Below are 16,954 nucleotides of genomic sequence, written 5' to 3' on the forward strand. Positions count from 1 at the left end.
GAGCAGCGGTGGGACGGGTCGGGCGGGTGGAGCGGGGCGGTTCAGCTGGCCAGCGGGTGCAGCCGGCTGAGCCCGAGGTGGGCCTCGACGACGCGGTGGAAGTCCACCGCGTCGCTCAGGAGGGAGTCGGCCGCCGCGGCGTCGACGACGCCGGTGCGCCCGGCCTCCACGCGGGCCCGCAGGGGTGCGGTGGCGGCGAAGCGCCGCGCCCACTGCTCGAGGTCGGGGTCCAGGCGCGGCAGCATCTCCCACACGCTGCGCGGCTGGCTGCGCCGCGGGGCGGTGGGCCGGCCGTGCACGGCGACGAGCGCGGCACCGGCGCGCAGGGCGGACAGGTGGGCGTGGACGTAGCGCTGGGCAGGGTCGCTCGTGCCGGCCGCTGCGCGCAGTTCGGTCTCGCACCGTTCGAGCAGGTCCAGCGCGGCGGTGGTCAGGGGGCGGGGGCGGTCGGCGGTACCCTCGGGGGCGGCGCCGGGGGAAGAAGCCCTCGGGGTGGTCATCGCGGTTCACCTCTCCGGTGGTGTCCGGACGTCAGTCGCTGACGCGCAGCAGCCGCCACGCGCCGTCACCGTCCTGAGTACCAGCCGCCTCCGACACGACCGCTCCCCCGCGGGCCGCGGTGCCCGCCGGCACGGGGTGCGCCAGGTCGTAGACGCCCACCGGTGCCCGGCCCACGGCGGCCTCCACGCGGAACACCTCGCGCTCCAGGTCGCCCAGGGCCAGGAGGGGGCGTGGGCGCACCGGCCCCCGCTCGCCGGGGTCCTCGCCGTGCAGGGCCGCCACCGCGGGCTGCTCCCACCACGCGCTGCGCTCGCGCCAGCGCCCCAGCACGGCGTGCACCAGGTAGAGCCTGCCGCGCCAGACGAACTGCACCGGGGCCTGCTCCGGGGCGCCGGGAGGACCCCCGCGGGCCCCGCACCGCACGTGCACCTCGTCCGAGAACCGTCGCACCGTTCTTCCCCCTCCTGCTCCAGCCGGCGCCGCGGGGCTGCCGCGGCGGGCGAGCCGGGGGAAGCGGCTCGTCGCGGCGCACCCGGGGCGCGGTCCGCGGGGCTTCCCCTCCCCGCGGACCGCGCCGCCGAGCGGCCACGGCGTTCGAACACGAGTTCGAACGCTCTTCGAAGCTACACCACGGGCCACCGTCGGCGTCAACGGAACAGCCGTCGCCCACAGGCCCGCCGGGCGGGTGGGACCTGCTGCTCCCCCGGCGCGCCGGCTCAGCGCGACGCCGGGGCGCGACGGCCCTACCGTGAGGGTGCATGAGGTGGACGACCGCCGGTCGCGCCCCCGCCGCGGGCGGTCTGCTCGCCGCGCCCACCTCCTCCACGCCCGTCCCCCCCACGCCCCCCGAGGGCCCCGCTCCGCACGCGCACCCCGTCGACGGGCACCCGGCCGTGGCGGCCACCGCCCACGCCCTGGCGGGCCTGGACGCCACCGGGCAGGTGGTGCGGCTGCCGGCGGGAGCGCGCACGAGCGCCGAGGTGGCCCGGCACCTGGGCGTGGCGCCGGCGGCCGTCGCGCGCAGCAGCCTGCTGCGGGCCCCCGGCGACCGGCTCGTCCTGGTGCTGGCCTCCGGCGCCCACGACCTCTTCCCCCCCGTGCTCGCCGCGGTCCTGGGCGTGCCCCGACTGCACCCCGTCGGCGAGGTGGAGACCGTGCGGCGCACCGGGTCGCTGCCGGGGTGCACCTCACCCGTGGGGCTCGCCGAGCCGTTGCCCACCTACGTCGACGTGACCCTGGCCGTGCACCCCGTGCTGTGGGTGCCCGCCGGCCACCCGCGCGCGCTGTTCCGCACCCGCTACGACGAGCTGCTGAGGCTGGCGGCCGCCCACCCGGTCGAGATCGGGTGAGCGCCCTCCTGGAGGGCCTGGCCGTCCGGGAGGTGGGCAGCGCCGGCCCCGACGCGCCCCGCGTGCTGCTGGTGCACGGGCTCGGCGGCGCGGCGAGCACCTGGTCGCTGGTGGCGCCCGCCCTGGCGCACGACCACCGCCTGCTGCTCGTCGACCTGCCCGGCCACGGGGACAGCCCGCCCCCCGGCCCGGCCGAGGGACCCGGGGCCATGCGCGCCGCCGAGCTGGGCCGGCGGTTGCGCCGCGCGGCCGTGCGGCTGCGCGCGGCGGAGGGCTCGGCGGTGCACCTGGTGGGGCACTCCCTGGGCGGCTGGGTGTGCCTGGAGGCCGCGGCCGCCGACGGTGCGCGCGACCCCGACGACCTGCCGGGGCCGGTGCCGCCGGGCCCGGCCGTGGCCGGCGTGGTGGCCCTGGCGCCGGCGGGCCTGTGGGCCTCCCCCCGCCGCCGTCCGCCGCTGCTGCCCACCGGTCAGCGCTTCGCGCGCTGGTACGCGAACGCCGCGCCGCACCTGCCGTTCGACCCGCTGCCCACCCGGTGGGGGCGCACCCTGGCGTTCGCGGCCACGAGCGCGGCACCGCGCGAGCTTCCGGCCGCCCTGGCCCGGGAGGCGGTGCTGTCCGTCGCCTCGGCCGCCGGGTACGCGGCGGCGGACGCGGGCCTGGCCGCGGGCGCGTTCACGCGCGGGGCCGACGTGCGGGTGCCGGTCGTGGTCGTGGCCGGGCGGCGCGACCGGGTGCTGCCGCCCTCGCACCTGCTGCGCGCGAGCGCACCGCCGCACGCGCGCTGGCTGGAGTGGGACCGCTGCGGGCACGTGCCGGCGTGGGACCGCCCGGCCGACGTCGCGGAGCTGGTGCGCGAGCACGTGCGCACCGCCGGGCGGGGCGCTGAGCGGGGCGCTGAGCGGGGCGCTGAGCGCACCCGCGAGGGGGGCGCCGACCGGACCGCCTCGGGGGGCGGTGCCGGGCCCGCGTAGCGTCGCGCGGGTGCCCACCCCCCGCGCCGCGGACCGCCCGGCCCTGGTGACCCTGGACGTGTGGGGCGTGGCCCCGCGCGCCGTCCCCGGTGCGCTGGCCCGGATGGCCCTGGACCGCCCCCTGCTGGCCCGCGCGCCCGGCGCGCGCTTCGCCAAGCTGCTCGGCACCGGCGACGGGCGCACCTTCACCGTGCGCGACGCCGACCCGCTGCGGTGGGCGGTGCTCGTGGCGTGGGCCTCCGAGCGGGACGCGCTCGCCTTCGAGTCCTCGACGACGGTGCGGGCGTGGCGGCGCCTGGCGCGCGAGCGCCTGCGGGTGGAGATGACGCCCCTGACCAGCCGGGGCCGCTGGGGAGGGCGGGAGCCGTTCGGGGGCGAGGACCCGCGCGCGGCACGCTCGCACGAGGGTCCGGTGGCGTCGATCACCCGGGCGCGGCTGCGGCCGCTGCGGGCGGCCTCGTTCTGGCGGGCGGTGCCGCCGGTGTCGGCGGAGCTGCACCGGGTCGCGGGGCTGCGCTGCGCGCTGGGCGTCGGCGAGGCCCCGCTGGGGTACCAGGGGACCTTCTCGCTGTGGGAGTCCACGGCGGCGCTGCGGGGGTTCGCGCACCGCCGCCCCGCGCACGTGGACGTGATGGACCGCACCCCCGCGGAGGGCTGGTACGCCGAGGAGCTGTTCGCCCGGTTCGCGGTGCGCTCGGTCACCGGGACGCTGGCCGGCCGGGCGCCCTGAGGGCGCGGCGGGCGGCTCCCCCGAGGGGGCGGTGTCCGCACCCGTCCCTAGAGTGGCGCGGTGCCCAGCAGACTCGGCCCGGCCCTCGCCGGGGCCCTCACCGGCGCCGCGGTCCTGACGCAGGTGGCCCACCCGCTGCTGCGCGGGGAGGCCCTGCGGCGCACCACCATCGGCTCGGTGGGCCTCTTCTGCGCCGCCGCGGTCACCGACGCCACCCGCCGCGCGGGCGTGCGCGGCGGTGCGACGGCCCTGGCGGTGGCGGGCGGGCTGGGCCTGGTGGCGGAGGCGGTGGGCACCCGCACCGGCCGGCCATTCGGGCGCTACCGCTACGCCGGGACGCTGGGCCCGCAGGTGCTGGACGTCCCCGTGGTGGTGCCGCTGGCGTGGACGATGGTGGCCTGGCCGGCGGTGCAGCTGGGTCGCCGGCTAGCCCCCCGCGGCCGGGGCCGCCACGCGGTGGCCGTCGGCGCGGCCGCGTGGACGCTGGCGAGCTGGGACCTGTTCCTGGACCCGCAGATGACGGCCGCCGGGCACTGGAGCTTCGAGGTGCCGCACCCGCACCTGCCCGGCCTGCCCGGCATCCCGCTGAGCAACTACGCCGGCTGGTCGCTGACCGCCGCGGGCATCTGCGCGGCCCTGCACGCCCTGGTGCCCGAGGAGCGCGGGACGCCGGTGCCGCAGGCGGTGCCCGGCTGGCTGCTGGGCTGGACCTGGCTGGGCTCGGCCCTGGGCAACGCGGTCTTCTTCCGCCGTCCCGCGGCCGCGGTCTGGGGCGGGGCGGCGATGGGCCTGACGGTGGGCCCCTACCTGCGCTCGCTGCGGCGGCCGGCGTGAGCCGGGTGCGCGCGGCGCTGCGCGCGCTGACGTGGGCGGGGTCGGCCGCGGCCACCGCCCTGACCGCCCACTCCCTGCTCAACGCACGGGCGCTGCGCACCCCCTCGCTGGACCCGCCGCCCGTCGCGGGCCGGGTCAGCGTGCTGCTGCCGGTGCGCGACGAGGAGGCGCGGGTCGGCACCTGCCTGGCGGCGCTGCTGGACCAGGTGGGCGTGGCCGACCTGGAGGTCCTCGTCCTCGACGACGCCTCCACCGACCGCACGGCCGAGGTGGTGGCGGCCGCGGCGGCGGCGGACCCGCGGGTGCGGCTGCTGCGGGGCGACGGCCCGCCGCCGGGCTGGCTGGGCAAGCCGCACGCGTGCGCGTCGCTGGCGGCCGCGGCCACCGGTGAGGTGCTGGTGTTCGTCGACGCCGACGTGGTGCTGGCCCCGCACGCCCTGGCCGCGGGGGTGGACCTGCTGCGCGGCACCGGGCTGGACCTGGTGTGCCCGTACCCGCGCCAGCTGGCGCACACCTGGAGCGAGCGGCTGGTGCAGCCGCTGCTGCAGTGGTCGTGGCTGACGACGCTGCCGCTGCGGGCCGCGGAGGTCTCCCCGCGCCCGTCGCTGTCGGCGGCGAACGGGCAGTTCCTGCTCGTGGACGCGGCCGCGTACCGGCGCGCCGGCGGGCACGGCGCGGTGCGCGCCGCGGTGCTGGACGACGTGGAGCTGCTGCGGGCGGTCAAGGCCGCCGGGGGCCGCGGCGGGGTCGCCGACGGCACCGAGCTGGCCACGTGCCGCATGTACGAGAGCTGGCCGGCGCTGCGCGAGGGGTACGCGAAGTCGCTGTGGTCGGCGTTCGGGTCCCTCCCGGCCGCCGCCGCGGTGGCCGCCGGGCTGGCCGTGGTCTACGTGCTGCCGCCGCTGGCGGCGCTGGGCGGTTCGCGCGCGGGGGCGGTGGGGTACGCCGCCGCCGTGGTGGGCCGCTACGCCGCGGCCGAGCGCACCGGCGGCCGGTCGCTGCCGGACGCGCTGGGGCACCCCGCCTCGGTGGCGCTGCTGATCGGCCTGCTGGCCGACTCCCGGCGCCGGCACCGGCGCGGTGGGCTGACCTGGAAGGGGCGGGCGCTGCCGTGAGCCGCGTCGTGGTGGTCGGCGCGGGGCTGGGCGGCCTGTCGGCCGCGGCGCGGCTGGCCGCGCTGGGGCACGAGGTCGTGCTGTGCGAGCGCGCGGACGAGGTGGGCGGCAAGCTCGGCTGGTTCAGCCGCGACGGCTTCTCCTTCGACACCGGTCCCTCGCTGCTGACGCTGCCGGCCGTGCAGCGCGACCTCTTCCTCAAGACGGGCGCGCCGATCGAGTCGGTGCTGGACGTGGTGCCGCTGGACCCGGTGGCGCACTACCGCTTCGCGGACGGCACCGAGCTGGACCTGCCCGGCGGCGGGCTGCCGCGGGTGGCCGCGGCCCTGGACGAAGCGCTGGGCGCGGGCACCGGCGAGCAGTGGACGCGCTTCCTGCGCCGGGCGGCCGCGGTCTGGGACGTGGCGCGCGAGCCGTTCCTGGAGTCGCCGCTGGAGGGGCCGCGCACGCTGCTGCGCCTGGCGCGCAGCACCTCGGACGTGCGCACGGTGGCGCCGTGGGCGTCGCTGCGCTCGCTGGGGCGGCGCTACCTGCACGATGCGCGGCTGCGGGTGCTGCTGGACCGCTACGCCACCTACTCCGGCTCGCACCCGGCGAAGGCTCCGGCCGCGCTGGCGACCGTGCCGTTCGTGGAGCAGGCGTTCGGCGCCTGGTACGTGCGCGGCGGGCTGCACCGCCTGGCGCTGGCGGTGGCCGACCGGGCCCGCGAGCGCGGGGTGCGGGTGCGCACGGGCGCCGCGGTGGAGCGGGTGCTGGAGGCCGGCGGCCGGGTCGCGGGGGTCCGGCTCGCGGGGGGCGAGGAACTGCGCGCCGACGTGGTGGTCTCCGCGGTGGACGCCGCGCACCTGTACCGCGACCTGCTGCCGCGCCCGCGGTTGCGGCCGGACCCGCGGCGGCGCTCCTCCTCGGGGTTCGTGCTGCTGCTGGCGCTGGAGGGGCGCACCCCGGGCCTGCGCCACCACACCGTGCTGTTCCCCGACGACTACGACGCCGAGTTCGCCGACCTGGCGGCGGGGCGCCCGGTGGCCGACCCGACCGTCTACGTCAGCGCCCCCGACGACCCGGCGCTGCGCCCCTCGGACGGCACCGAGGCGTGGTTCGTGCTGGTCAACGCCCCCGTGCACGACCCCGGTGCGCCCGCGCCGGGCGGCACGGACTGGACGGACGGGCAACTGGTGCAGCGGTACGCCGAGCAGGTGCTGACGACGATGGCCCGCCGCGGCCTGGACGTGCGCGGGCGGTTGCGCTGGTGCGAGGTGCGCACCCCCGCGGACCTGGCGCGCGCCACCGGCAGCGACGGCGGCGCCATCTACGGCACGTCCAGCGACGGCGCCCGCTCGGCCTTCCTGCGCCCGGCGAACCGCTCGCCGGTGCCGGGGCTGTTCCTCGTGGGGGGCAGCGCGCACCCCGGGGGCGGGCTGCCGCTGGTGGGGTTGTCGGCGCGCATCGTGACCGACCTCGTCGGCCCGGCCTGAACGCGGCGGGCCCGGCCTGAACGCGGCGGGCCCGGCCTGAACGCGGCGGGCCCGGCCCGCGCGTCAGAGCCGGCGGCCCAGCGCCACCGCGACCTGCACGAGCCCGACCGCGCCCAGCACCGCCCACGCGGCGGCGCCCAGCAGGGCCCACGGCGCCTGCCCGGGGGCGATCGCGGTGGCCGCGGCGCACCCGGCCGCCACGGCGAGGCGCACGGGGCGCTCGGCGACGCTGACCACGCCCACGTCGTCCACGCCCAGGCCCTGGGCGCGGGCGCGCACGTACTCCTGCAGCTGCGCCAGGCCGCCGGCGAGCGCCGCCAGCCAGGCGGGGGCGCCGCAGCCGAGGAGCACCAGGGCGCAGGCGGCGTCGCCCACCCTGTCGCAGCAGGCGTCCAGGAGGGCGCCGCGGTCGCTGGTGCGCTGCCGCAGCACCGCCACCGCGCCGTCGAGGTTGTCGAGCACCCCGCCGGCGGCCACGAGGACGGCGACGGCCACCGCGGGTGCCCCGCCGGGCCCGGTGGCCAGCGCCAGCGCGGCGGCCGCGGCGGCCAGCACCGTGCCGGCCGCGGTCACGAGCGCCGGGGGCGTCCCCGCCCGGGCGAGGGGACGGGCCAGGGCGTGCGCGCCGCTCAGCCAGACGCGCACCAGGCCGGTGGCGGCGGCGCCGCCGTGCAGCTGCGACCACCGGTGCAGGTACTCCTCGCGACCGGGCACGCCGGGAGCGCGCGTTTGAGGGTCGCGCTGGGTGGGCACGGGGTTCACGGTAGGCCTGCTCACCGCCGGGTCCGCCCGCGCGCGCCCGGTCGCCGCGCGCTACCCCCCTGCCTAGAGTGCCCCTGTGCCGCCGCCCCCCACCGCGTCCTCGACGGTTCCCGACCCCGCCCGCCGCGCCGCCGCGCTGGGTGTGCGCGAGCGGGTCGAGCAGGTCCTGACCGGTTTCCTCGACGACCAGCGCCGCGTGCTCGGTGAGCTGGGCGACGACTGCGAACCGCTGCTGGAGGCGGTCTCGACGCTGCTGGCCGGTGGCAAGCGGCTGCGCCCGGCGTTCTGCTACTGGGGTTTCCGCGGCGTCGACGGCGGTGCGCCGGGCGAGCCGGAGGTGGGCGTCGTCACCGCCGCCGCGGCGCTCGAGCTGTTCCAGGCGGCGGCGCTGCTGCACGACGACGTGATGGACGACTCCGACACGCGCCGCGGCAAGCCGGCCGCGCACCGCTGGTTCGCGGCGCTGCACGCGGACGCGGGGTGGGCCGGCAGCGCCGAGCGCTTCGGGCTGGCCGGGGCGGTGCTGGCCGGCGACCTGTGCCTGGCGTGGAGCGACGAGCTGTACCAGCGCGCGCCGCTGGCCACCGACGCACTGCGCCGCGGCCGGCGCGTGTTCGAGACGATGCGCACCCAGCTGATGGGCGGGCAGTACCTGGACATGCTGGAGCAGGCGTCCTCGGCGCGGCTCGGCCCGGCGGGGGCGGTGGAGCGGGCCCGGCGGGTGGTGCGGTTCAAGAGCGCGAAGTACTCGGTGGAGCACCCGCTGCTGCTGGGCGCGACGCTGGCGGGGGCGGCGGAGCCGCTGCTGGCGGACCTGTCCCGCTTCGGCCTGGCGCTGGGCGAGGCGTTCCAGCTGCGCGACGACGTCCTGGGCGTGTTCGGCGACCCGGGTGAGACGGGCAAGCCCGCCGGGGACGACCTGCGCGAGGGCAAGCGCACCGTCCTGGTGGCGCTGGCCGTGCAGGCCGCCTCCCCCGCCCAGGCGGCGGTGGTCACCGAGCGCCTGGGGGACCCCGCGCTGGACGCGGACGGCGTGGCGGCGCTGCGCCAGGTGCTGGTGGACACCGGCGCCCTGGACGGGGTGGAGCGGATCATCGAGGAGCAGGTGGACGTGGCGTGCAGCACCCTGGACGCCGCGCCGCTGGCGGAGCCGGCGCGCGAGGCGCTGCACGAGCTGGTCGTCGCGGCCACGAGCAGGAGGTCCTGATGGCCGGGTCGACGGGGTCGACGGGGTCGACGGGGTCGACGGGGCCGGCGGGGCTGTCGAGGGCGCTGGACTGGCTGCCGGGCCGCACCCGGCGCGTGAGCGGGCGCACCGACCGCGTCGTCGTCGTGGGCGCCGGCCTGGCGGGACTGTCGGCGGCGATGCGGCTGGCCGCGGCCGGGCGCGAGGTGACGGTCCTGGAGCGCGAGGACGTGCCCGGCGGGCGCGCGGGGCTGTCGGTGAAGGACGTGCCGGACGGGCAGTACCGCTTCGACACCGGCCCGTCGGTGCTGACGATGCCGGACCTGATCGCCGACTGCTTCGACGCGCTCGGCGAGCGCGTGGAGGACTGGCTGGACCTGCGCCCGGTGGACCCGCTGTACCGGGGCACCTTCGCCGACGGCTCGCGGCTGGAGGTCTCCGCCGAGGTGGAGCGCACCGCGCAGGCGATCGCCGAGCTGTGCGGGCCGGCGGAGGCCGACGGCTACCGCCGCTTCGTCGCCCACGTCGCGGACCTGTACCGCTACGAGATCCGCGACTTCATCGACTCCAACATCGACACCCCGCTGGACCTGCTCAAGCCCAACCTGGTGCGGCTGCTGGCGGCGGGCGGGTTCAAGAAGATGGCCCCCGAGGTCGGCAGGTACCTCAAGGACCCGCGCACGCAGCGGATGTTCTCCTTCCAGGCGCTGTACGCGGGCATGTCGCCGTACGACGCGCTGGCGCTGTACTCGGTCATCGCCTACATGGACACCGTGGCGGGGGTGTTCTTCCCCGTCGGCGGGATGCACGCCGTCCCCACGGCGATGGCCGCGGCGGCGGAGAAGCACGGCGTGCAGTTCCACTACGGCACCGAGGTGGCGCGGGTGGAGCGCACGGGCCGGCGCGCCACCGGGGTGATCACGACCGACGGGCGCCGCTTCGGCGCCGACGTGGTGGTGCTGAACCCGGACCTGCCGGTGGCGCACCGCGACCTGCTGGGCACCGACCCGTGGCGGGTGCGGCACCTGACGTACTCGCCGTCCTGCTACCTGATGCACGTCGGCTCCAGCGCCGACTACCCGGACCCGGTGCACCACTCGATCCACTTCGGCGCGGCCTGGGAGCAGGTCTTCGAGGAGCTGGTCGACGGCCGGCTGATGAGCGACCCGTCCATCCTGGTCTCGCGCCCCACCGTCTCCGACCCGGGCCTGGCGCCGGCGGGCAAGCACGTCTACTACGTGCTCTTCCCGACCCCGTCGCTGGCGGCCGGGCCCTCCCCGATCGACTGGGACCGCCTCGCCCCGCGCTACCGCGAGCACGTCATGGGGGTCCTCGCCGAGCGCGGCTACCCGGGCTTCGCCGACGCGGTGGAGGCCGAGGACGTCATCACCCCGGCGGACTGGGAGCGGCAGGGCATGGCGGCCGGCGCCCCGTTCGCGTCCTCGCACGCGTTCCGGCAGACCGGGCCGTTCCGCCCCGCCAACCTGTGGGGCGAGAACGTCGTGTTCACCGGTTCGGGCACCCAGCCGGGCGTCGGCGTGCCGATGGTGCTGGTCTCCGGCCGCCTGGCGGCCGAGCGCGTCACCGGCCCGGACCCCTCCTACCGCTCGCGCGCGTGGCGGTGAGCGCCGTCCCGCGCGAGCGCGCCGCCGGCGACCTGGGACGATCCGCGCCGTGAGCACCCGCGACCTCGACGCCGCCACCCGCACCGACCCGCAGCTGGCCGACCCGCAGCTGCGGGCGGCGTTCGAGCTGTGCCGGACGCTGCACGCCGAGCACGGCAAGACGTACTACCTGGCCACGCTGCTGCTGCCGCCGGCCAAGCGGCCGTACGTGTGGGCGCTGTACGGCTTCGCCCGCTACGCCGACGAGTTCGTCGACTCCCTCACCGAGCCCGACCCCGACGCGCTCGTGGACTGGTCGGACGCCTTCCTGAAGTCCCTGGACGCCGACGGCCCCTCCGACCCGGTGGGGCGGGCGATGGCGGCCACGATGCGCCGCTGGGACATCCCCCGCGAGCACGTCGAGGCGTTCCTGACGTCGATGCGCATGGACATCACCGAGACCGGTTACGCCACCTACGAGGACCTGCGCCGGTACGTGCACGGCTCCGCGGCCGTCATCGGGCTGCAGATGCTGCCCGTGCTGGAGCCGGTCGCCCCGGGCGCGGAGGCGCCGGCCCGGGCCCTGGGCGAGGCGTTCCAGCTGTCCAACTTCATCCGCGACGTCGGCGAGGACCTGGACCGCGGGCGGGTGTACCTGCCCCAGGAGGACCTGGACGCCTTCGGCGTCACGCGCGAGGACCTGCTCGCCGGGCGCCGCGCCGGCACGACCCCGCCCGCGGTGCGCGAGCTGCTGGCCTTCGAGATCGCCCGCACCCGGGAGCTGTACGCGGCCGCGGAGCCGGGCATCGCGATGGTGCACCCCACCAGCCGCGACTGCCTGCGCACGGCCTACGAGCTGTACGGCGGCATCCTCGGGGCCGTGGAGGCCGCCGACCACGACGTCCTCGGCCGGCGCGTGCGGGTGGGGCTGCCGCGGCGGCTGGCCGTGGCGCTGCCCGCCCTGGGCCGCGCCCGGCTGGCCCGCCGGCGCGAGGCGCGCTGGCGGGCCGCCTGAGGGCACGGGCCTCCGGGGGACGCGGCCTTCAGAACGACAGCGCCTGCGCCCGGCGGCGCACCTCCGTCTTGCGGTTCGCCGTCAGCGCGGCGATGGGCGTGCCGGGCAGCGTGTCGTCGGGCGTGAAGAGCCAGCGGATCGTCTCCACGTCGGAGTAGCGCGAGTCCGCCAGCACCGACAGCGTTCCGCGCAGGTGGTTCAGCGGCCCCTCGGGGGTGACGAACGCGGCGGGGATCGAGGCCACGGAGCGCTCACCGCGGCGCACGGCGACCAGCTCGCGCTCCTGCAGCCAGCGCCGCACGGTGCGCAGGTCGACCCCGGCGACCTCGGCGGCGTCGGGCACGGTCAGCCACTCGGGGACCAGGGCGTCCAGTTCGTCGCCCTGCTCGCGGGCGATCTCGGCTCTCAGCGGTGCGACCACCCCCCCAGCGTGCCACCTCCTCGAAGCTCCTTCCACGGGCCTCGTCCCGCGCGCCTCCCCCACCCGCGCCGCGCCGTGATCCACCGTGGTGACCGGTGCGCCCACCGCGCTCGGGTAGGTTGCGAGCCCCGGCCGCCACGAGGGACCAGCGCGGGCACCGGCAGTCGGCACCACGAGCACCCCAGCACCGGACGACCTCGGGAGGACCCCCGCATGGCCGAGCACGGCGACGACCCGACCAGCACCGACGAGCCCCGCCGCCGCAGCCGCTGGCTCGCCGCGGCCGCGCTCGTCGGCGCCGCGGGCCCCACCGCGGTCGTGCCCGCGGGCACCGCCGCCGCGGCCACCGGCACGCAGGTGCCCACCGCCGCGCACGCCGCCGCCGCCGCGGCCACCGGCGACGGCGAGCAGGTGGTCGTCGTCCGGCGCGGGGACACCGTCAGCGGCATCGCCGTGCGCACCGGCAGCACCGTCGCGGCGATCACCGCGGCCAACGACCTCGGCCCGCAGGCGCGCATCGTGGAGGGGCAGCGGCTGCGCGTGCCCGCCACCTCCTCCTCGAGCTCCGCGCCCGCCGAGCACACCGTCGTCGCCGGCGAGACGCTGACGTCCATCGCGGCGCAGCACGGCACCACCGTCGCGGCGCTGCGCGAGGCCAACGGGCTGGACGCGCGCGGCTTCATCCGCGCCGGGCAGGTCCTCAAGGTCGGCGGCGGCACGAGCACCGGCACCACGGGGGCCGGCACCGCCGGGGCCGACACCCCGGCGAGCGGCACCTACACCGTGCGCGCCGGGGACACCCTGTCGCACATCGCCGCGGCCACCGGCACCACGGTCGCCACCCTCGTGGAGCTCAACGGCCTGGACCGCACCGGCTTCATCGTCGAGGGCCAGGAGCTGCGGCTCGCCGGGCAGCCGACGGCCACGCCCGCCGCGCCGCCCGCCTCCGAGCAGGCCGGCTCCCTTGCCGCCGCCGTGGAGGCCAACCGGGCCCGGCTGGCGCAGGCCGACATCCCCAGCCGCGACGAGATGCGCGAGATCATCCGGTCCACCGCCGTGCGCCTGGGCGTGGACCCCTCCCTGGCGCTGGCCATCGGCTACCAGGAGTCCGGCTTCAACATGGGCGTGGTCTCGCACGCCAACGCCATCGGCGCCATGCAGGTGATCCCCACCTCCGGGGAGTGGGCCTCGGACCTGCTGGGCGAGGAGATCGACCTCTTCGACGCCCGCGACAACGCCAAGGCCGGGGTCGCGATCCTGCGCACGCTCGTGGCGAGCAACCCGCCGGACATCGCCATCGCGTCCTACTACCAGGGGCAGGCGTCGGTGCGCTCGCGCGGCATGTACGACGACACGCGCCGGTACGTGGCGAACGTGCAGACCCTGCAGGCCCGCTTCCGCTGAGGCGCGCGGCGGTCCCCGGGCCCGCCCGCGGGTCTGCCTAGACTCGCTGACCGTGGACGCCATCCTCTCCGACCCGCTCGTCGGGCGCGTGCTGGACCGGCGGTACCTGGTGCTCAGCCGCATCGGCCGCGGCGGCATGGGGGTCGTGTACCGCGCCGAGGACCAGCGGCTGGACCGCGAGGTGGCGCTGAAGGTGCTGCGCGCCGACCTCGCGCACGACCCGGTGGCGCGCCAGCGGTTCGTGCGCGAGGCGAAGTCCGCCGCGCGCCTGGCGCACCCGGGTGTGGTCTCGGTGCTCGACCAGGGCGTGGACGACGGCGCCGAGCGCGGCGACGGCCAGGAGACGGCGTACCTGGTCATGGAACTGGTCACCGGCCGCACCTTGCGCGACGTCGTCCACGAGGAGGGGTCGCTGACGGCCGGTGAGGCGCTGGACGTGACCGCCTCGGTGCTCGACGCGCTGGGCGAGGCGCACCGCAAGGGCCTGCTGCACCGCGACGTCAAGACCGGCAACGTCCTCGTCGGCGACGACGGGCGGGTCAAGGTCAGCGACTTCGGCCTGGCCCGTTCGGCGGGGCCCACCCAGGCCAGCACCGCCGCGACCGGCCCGGACCTGCTGGGCACCGCCGAGTACCTCGCCCCCGAGCAGGTCTCGCGCGGCATCGCCGACGCGCGCAGCGACGTGTACGGCGTGGGCGTGCTGCTGTTCGAGGTGCTCACGGGAGCTCCCCCCTTCACCGGCGACACGCCCATCCGCGTGGCGTACCAGCACGTCTACGACGACCCGCCGGTGCCCTCGACGCTGGTGCCCGGCCTGCCCCCGGCGGTGGACCGCCTGGTGCTCGACGCGCTGGCCAAGGACCCCGACGACCGCCCCCACGACGCCGGCGAGATGCTCGAGCGGGTGCGCCGGGTGCGCGCGGGCCTGACCCCCGAGGAGCTGGCCGTGCGCTCGGCGCGCCCCGCCGCCGGCGGGGGCAGCGCCACGGTGCGCCTGGACCTGGCCGCGGACGCCCCGGCGCTCGCGGCCGGTGCCCGGGGCGTTGAGCACGGTGCGCAGGGTCCCGGGGACGGGGCCGCGGACGGGGCGTCGCAGGGCGCTCCGGCCGCGACGGGCGCCGTCGCGGTGGGCGGGCGCCGCCGCGGCCGGCGCGGGGTGCTGGCGATGGTCCTCACCCTGGCGGTGCTGGCCGTCGCCGCGGGGGTGTCGTGGTGGTTCATGGCCGGTCCCGGCGCCTTCACCACGACCCCGGACGTGGCCGGCCGCGCCCCCGGGGCGGCCGCGCAGCAGCTGCGCGCGGCCGGTTTCCAGGTGGACCAGCGCGAGGAGTTCAGCGACACCGTACCGGTGGGCACGGTGATCGGGACCGACCCGGCCGCCGGTGAGCGGGTGCGCGAGGACGGCACCCTCACCCTCGTGGTCAGCCGCGGCGTGCAGCACTTCGACGTGCCCGAGGTCGCCGGGCGGGAGAGCGCCGCCGCCGGGGTGGCGCTGCGCGAGGCGGGCCTGGCCGTCGGCGCCGTCGTCGAGGAGTTCAGCGAGGACGTCGCGCAGGGCCGGGTGATCCGCACGGACCCCGCCGCCGGCACCTCCGTCCCGCACGACTCCGCGGTGGGGCTCGTCGTCTCGAAGGGCCGCCAGCCGCTGGCCGTGCCCGACGTGGTGGGCCAGTCCCTGGAGGCCGCGCGCACCCGGATCGCCGAGGCGGGCCTGGTGGCGGGCGAGCCGACGCAGCGCACCAGCGAGACGGTCGCGGCGGGTCGGGTGATCTCCCAGGAGCCCGCCGACGGCACCCTGTTCCGCGGCGACACCGTCGAGCTCGTCGTGTCCACCGGACCGCCGCTGGTGGAGGTGCCCGGCGGCCTGCAGGGCAAGCAGCTGGCCGAGGTCCGCGCCACCCTGGAGGGCCTGGGCTTCGCGGTGCGCGTGGAGGAGGTCCTCGGCGGCATCTTCGGCACCGTGCGCTCGGTGGACCCCGGCTCCGGCCAGTCGGTGCCCAAGGGCTCCACGATCACGGTGACGGTGGTCTGAGGCGTCGCGGCCGCGCGCCGCGCTCGAGGGCGACGCACGAGGGCCCCGCCGCGGCGGACCGCGGCGGGGCCCCAGCGCCGGGTGCGGTGCCCGGCTCGCAGCGCCTCAGCGCTGCGCGAGCATCTCCGCGGCGAGGAACGCCAGCTCCAGCGACTGCTGGTGGTTCAGGCGCGGGTCGCACAGCGATTCGTAGCGGGTGGCCAGCGCGGCGTCGTCGATGTCCATGGCACCGCCGAGGCACTCGGTCACGTCGTCGCCGGTGAGCTCCACGTGTAGGCCGCCGGGCACGGTGCCCAGCGCGCGGTGCACCTCGAAGAAGCCGCGGACCTCGTCCACGACGTCGTCGAAGCGGCGGGTCTTGTACCCGCTGGCGGAGGTGATGGTGTTGCCGTGCATGGGGTCGCACACCCACGTCACCTGCGCACCGGCCCGCGTGACGCCCTCCACGAGGGCGGGCAGCGCCTCGCGGATCGTGGCGGCGCCCATGCGGGTGATGAAGGTCAGCCGGCCCGGCTCGCGGTAAGGGTCGACCTTGTCCACGAGGGCCAGGGCGTCCTCGACGGAGGTCTTGGGCCCCAGCTTGATCCCGATCGGGTTGCGCACGCGGGAGGCGAAGTCGACGTGCGCGCCGTCGAGCTGACGGGTGCGCTCCCCGATCCAGACCATGTGGGCCGACACGTCGTAGGGACCGCCGCGGCGCACGTCGTCCGCCGCGGACTCCCCGGCCAGCGGGGGCTCCTCGTCCAGGGTGCGGGTCAGCGGGCGCTCGTAGTCCAGCAGGAGCGCCTCGTGGCTGGAGAAGAACTGCACCGTCTTCAGGGCGTCGAAGTCGGCGCCGCAGGCGACCATGAACCTCATGGCCTTGTCGATGTCGCGGGCCAGCGCCTCGTAGCGGACGTTCGCGGCGGTGGCGGCGAACCCGCGGTTCCACTCGTGGACCTTGCGCAGGTCGGCGTAGCCGCCGGTGGTGAACGCCCGGATGAGGTTCAGCGTCGCCGAGGACGTGTGGTACGCCCGCAGCAGCCGCTGCGGGTCCGGGACCCGCGCCTCGGGCGTGAAGGCGTAGTCGTTGACGGCGTCGCCGCGGTAGGCGGGCAGGGTGACGCCGTTGCGGGTCTCGTCGTTGCTCGAGCGCGGCTTGGAGAACTGCCCGGCCATCCGGCCGACCTTGACCACCGGCAGGCCGGCGCCGTAGGTGAGGACCGCGGACATCTGCAGCATCGTCTTCAACCGGCGGCGGATGCCCGCGGCCGTGGCGCCGGCGAAGGTCTCGGCGCAGTCGCCGCCCTGGAGCAGGAACGCCTCGCCGCGGGCGGCGGCCGCCAGCTGGGCGCGCAGCTGGTCCGCCTCCCCGGCGAACACCAGCGGGGGGTACGAGGCGAGCTCCGCCTGGACCTCGGCCAGCGCGGCGGCGTCGGGCCACTGCGGCTGCTGGGCGGCGGGCAGGTCCGGCCACGTGATCGAGGAGGCGGCCGTGGGCGCGGTGCTCGTTCCAGTGCTCACGCGGCCCAGTCTCCCACCCCGGCGGTGCTGCCGGGGACGTCCCCGGCAG

General features: G+C 77.9%; 16 protein-coding genes. 11 read left to right on the forward strand and 5 right to left on the reverse strand.

Going from position 1 to position 16,954, the window contains the following annotated elements; all coding sequences use genetic code 11:
• Window positions 1–41: 41 nt before the first annotated feature.
• Entirely contained in the window at window positions 42–500 is a 459-nt protein-coding gene (locus tag ACRYM0_RS03215; RefSeq protein WP_432502068.1) for an SAV_6107 family HEPN domain-containing protein, read from the reverse strand.
• Between the two features lie 31 nt (window positions 501–531).
• On the reverse strand, window positions 532–1,140 hold the full coding sequence (locus tag ACRYM0_RS03220; RefSeq protein WP_432502101.1) for a DUF6504 family protein: 609 nt from the start codon (window positions 1,138–1,140) through the stop codon (window positions 532–534).
• A 119-nt stretch (window positions 1,141–1,259) separates the two neighbouring features.
• Between ACRYM0_RS03220 and ACRYM0_RS03225 the strand changes: the two genes are divergently transcribed.
• From ACRYM0_RS03225 to ACRYM0_RS03250, 6 genes are read left to right on the forward strand one after another with little or no spacing between them, the layout of a single operon-like run.
• Window positions 1,260–1,850, forward strand: a complete 591-nt coding sequence (locus tag ACRYM0_RS03225) for an aminoacyl-tRNA deacylase (RefSeq protein ID WP_432502069.1) — start codon at window positions 1,260–1,262, stop codon at window positions 1,848–1,850.
• Window positions 1,847–2,824, forward strand: a complete 978-nt coding sequence (locus ACRYM0_RS03230) for an alpha/beta fold hydrolase (RefSeq protein ID WP_432502070.1) — start codon at window positions 1,847–1,849, stop codon at window positions 2,822–2,824. The genes ACRYM0_RS03225 and ACRYM0_RS03230 overlap by 4 nt, the downstream gene beginning before the upstream one ends.
• Window positions 2,825–2,834: 10 nt before the next feature.
• Window positions 2,835–3,554: a monooxygenase gene (locus ACRYM0_RS03235; protein WP_432502072.1), complete on the forward strand. Its 720-nt coding sequence runs from the start codon at window positions 2,835–2,837 to the stop codon at window positions 3,552–3,554.
• 60 nt (window positions 3,555–3,614) lie between these two features.
• The gene (locus ACRYM0_RS03240) at window positions 3,615–4,388 is read left to right on the forward strand and encodes a carotenoid biosynthesis protein (RefSeq protein ID WP_432502073.1); all 774 of its coding nucleotides are present in this window, start codon (window positions 3,615–3,617) and stop codon (window positions 4,386–4,388) included.
• The gene (locus ACRYM0_RS03245) at window positions 4,385–5,503 is read left to right on the forward strand and encodes a glycosyltransferase family 2 protein (protein WP_432502075.1); all 1,119 of its coding nucleotides are present in this window, start codon (window positions 4,385–4,387) and stop codon (window positions 5,501–5,503) included. Before ACRYM0_RS03240 ends, ACRYM0_RS03245 begins: the two co-directional genes overlap by 4 nt.
• Complete coding sequence (locus tag ACRYM0_RS03250; protein WP_432502076.1) at window positions 5,500–6,978, forward strand: phytoene desaturase family protein; 1,479 nt, start codon at window positions 5,500–5,502, stop codon at window positions 6,976–6,978. Before ACRYM0_RS03245 ends, ACRYM0_RS03250 begins: the two co-directional genes overlap by 4 nt.
• Window positions 6,979–7,041: 63 nt before the next feature.
• Here the strand turns inward: ACRYM0_RS03250 and ACRYM0_RS03255 are convergent, their stop codons facing one another.
• A complete protein-coding gene (locus ACRYM0_RS03255) occupies window positions 7,042–7,731 on the reverse strand; it encodes a CDP-alcohol phosphatidyltransferase family protein (protein ID WP_432502078.1) in 690 nt (229 codons plus the stop codon).
• 145 nt (window positions 7,732–7,876) lie between these two features.
• Between ACRYM0_RS03255 and ACRYM0_RS03260 the strand changes: the two genes are divergently transcribed.
• From ACRYM0_RS03260 to ACRYM0_RS03270, 3 genes are read left to right on the forward strand one after another with little or no spacing between them, the layout of a single operon-like run.
• On the forward strand, window positions 7,877–8,947 hold the full coding sequence (locus tag ACRYM0_RS03260) for a polyprenyl synthetase family protein (RefSeq protein ID WP_432502103.1): 1,071 nt from the start codon (window positions 7,877–7,879) through the stop codon (window positions 8,945–8,947).
• Window positions 8,947–10,551, forward strand: a complete 1,605-nt coding sequence (crtI, locus tag ACRYM0_RS03265) for a phytoene desaturase family protein (protein WP_432502080.1) — start codon at window positions 8,947–8,949, stop codon at window positions 10,549–10,551. The genes ACRYM0_RS03260 and crtI overlap by 1 nt, the downstream gene beginning before the upstream one ends.
• A 49-nt stretch (window positions 10,552–10,600) precedes the next feature.
• Complete coding sequence (locus ACRYM0_RS03270; protein ID WP_432502082.1) at window positions 10,601–11,545, forward strand: phytoene/squalene synthase family protein; 945 nt, start codon at window positions 10,601–10,603, stop codon at window positions 11,543–11,545.
• Window positions 11,546–11,573: 28 nt separating this feature from the next.
• Here the strand turns inward: ACRYM0_RS03270 and ACRYM0_RS03275 are convergent, their stop codons facing one another.
• Window positions 11,574–11,966, reverse strand: coding sequence for an Rv2175c family DNA-binding protein (locus ACRYM0_RS03275; RefSeq protein WP_432502084.1), 393 nt, complete (start codon window positions 11,964–11,966; stop codon window positions 11,574–11,576).
• A gap of 213 nt (window positions 11,967–12,179) precedes the next feature.
• Here ACRYM0_RS03275 and ACRYM0_RS03280 point away from each other — a divergent pair, with 213 nt between their 5' ends.
• Together ACRYM0_RS03280 and pknB are read left to right on the forward strand one after the other, a co-directional pair.
• Complete coding sequence (locus ACRYM0_RS03280; protein ID WP_432502086.1) at window positions 12,180–13,370, forward strand: lytic transglycosylase; 1,191 nt, start codon at window positions 12,180–12,182, stop codon at window positions 13,368–13,370.
• Window positions 13,371–13,422: 52 nt separating this feature from the next.
• On the forward strand, window positions 13,423–15,402 hold the full coding sequence (gene pknB / locus ACRYM0_RS03285) for a Stk1 family PASTA domain-containing Ser/Thr kinase (protein WP_432502088.1): 1,980 nt from the start codon (window positions 13,423–13,425) through the stop codon (window positions 15,400–15,402).
• A gap of 105 nt (window positions 15,403–15,507) precedes the next feature.
• On the opposite strand, the gene ACRYM0_RS03290 is transcribed toward pknB, so the two are convergent.
• Entirely contained in the window at window positions 15,508–16,905 is a 1,398-nt protein-coding gene (locus tag ACRYM0_RS03290; RefSeq protein WP_432502090.1) for a class II 3-deoxy-7-phosphoheptulonate synthase, read from the reverse strand.
• Between the last annotated feature and the right edge of the window lie 49 nt (window positions 16,906–16,954).

The sequence above is a fragment of the Kineococcus arenarius subsp. arenarius genome (genome assembly GCF_050871845.1).
Taxonomy (GTDB): Bacteria; Actinomycetota; Actinomycetes; order Actinomycetales; family Kineococcaceae; genus Kineococcus.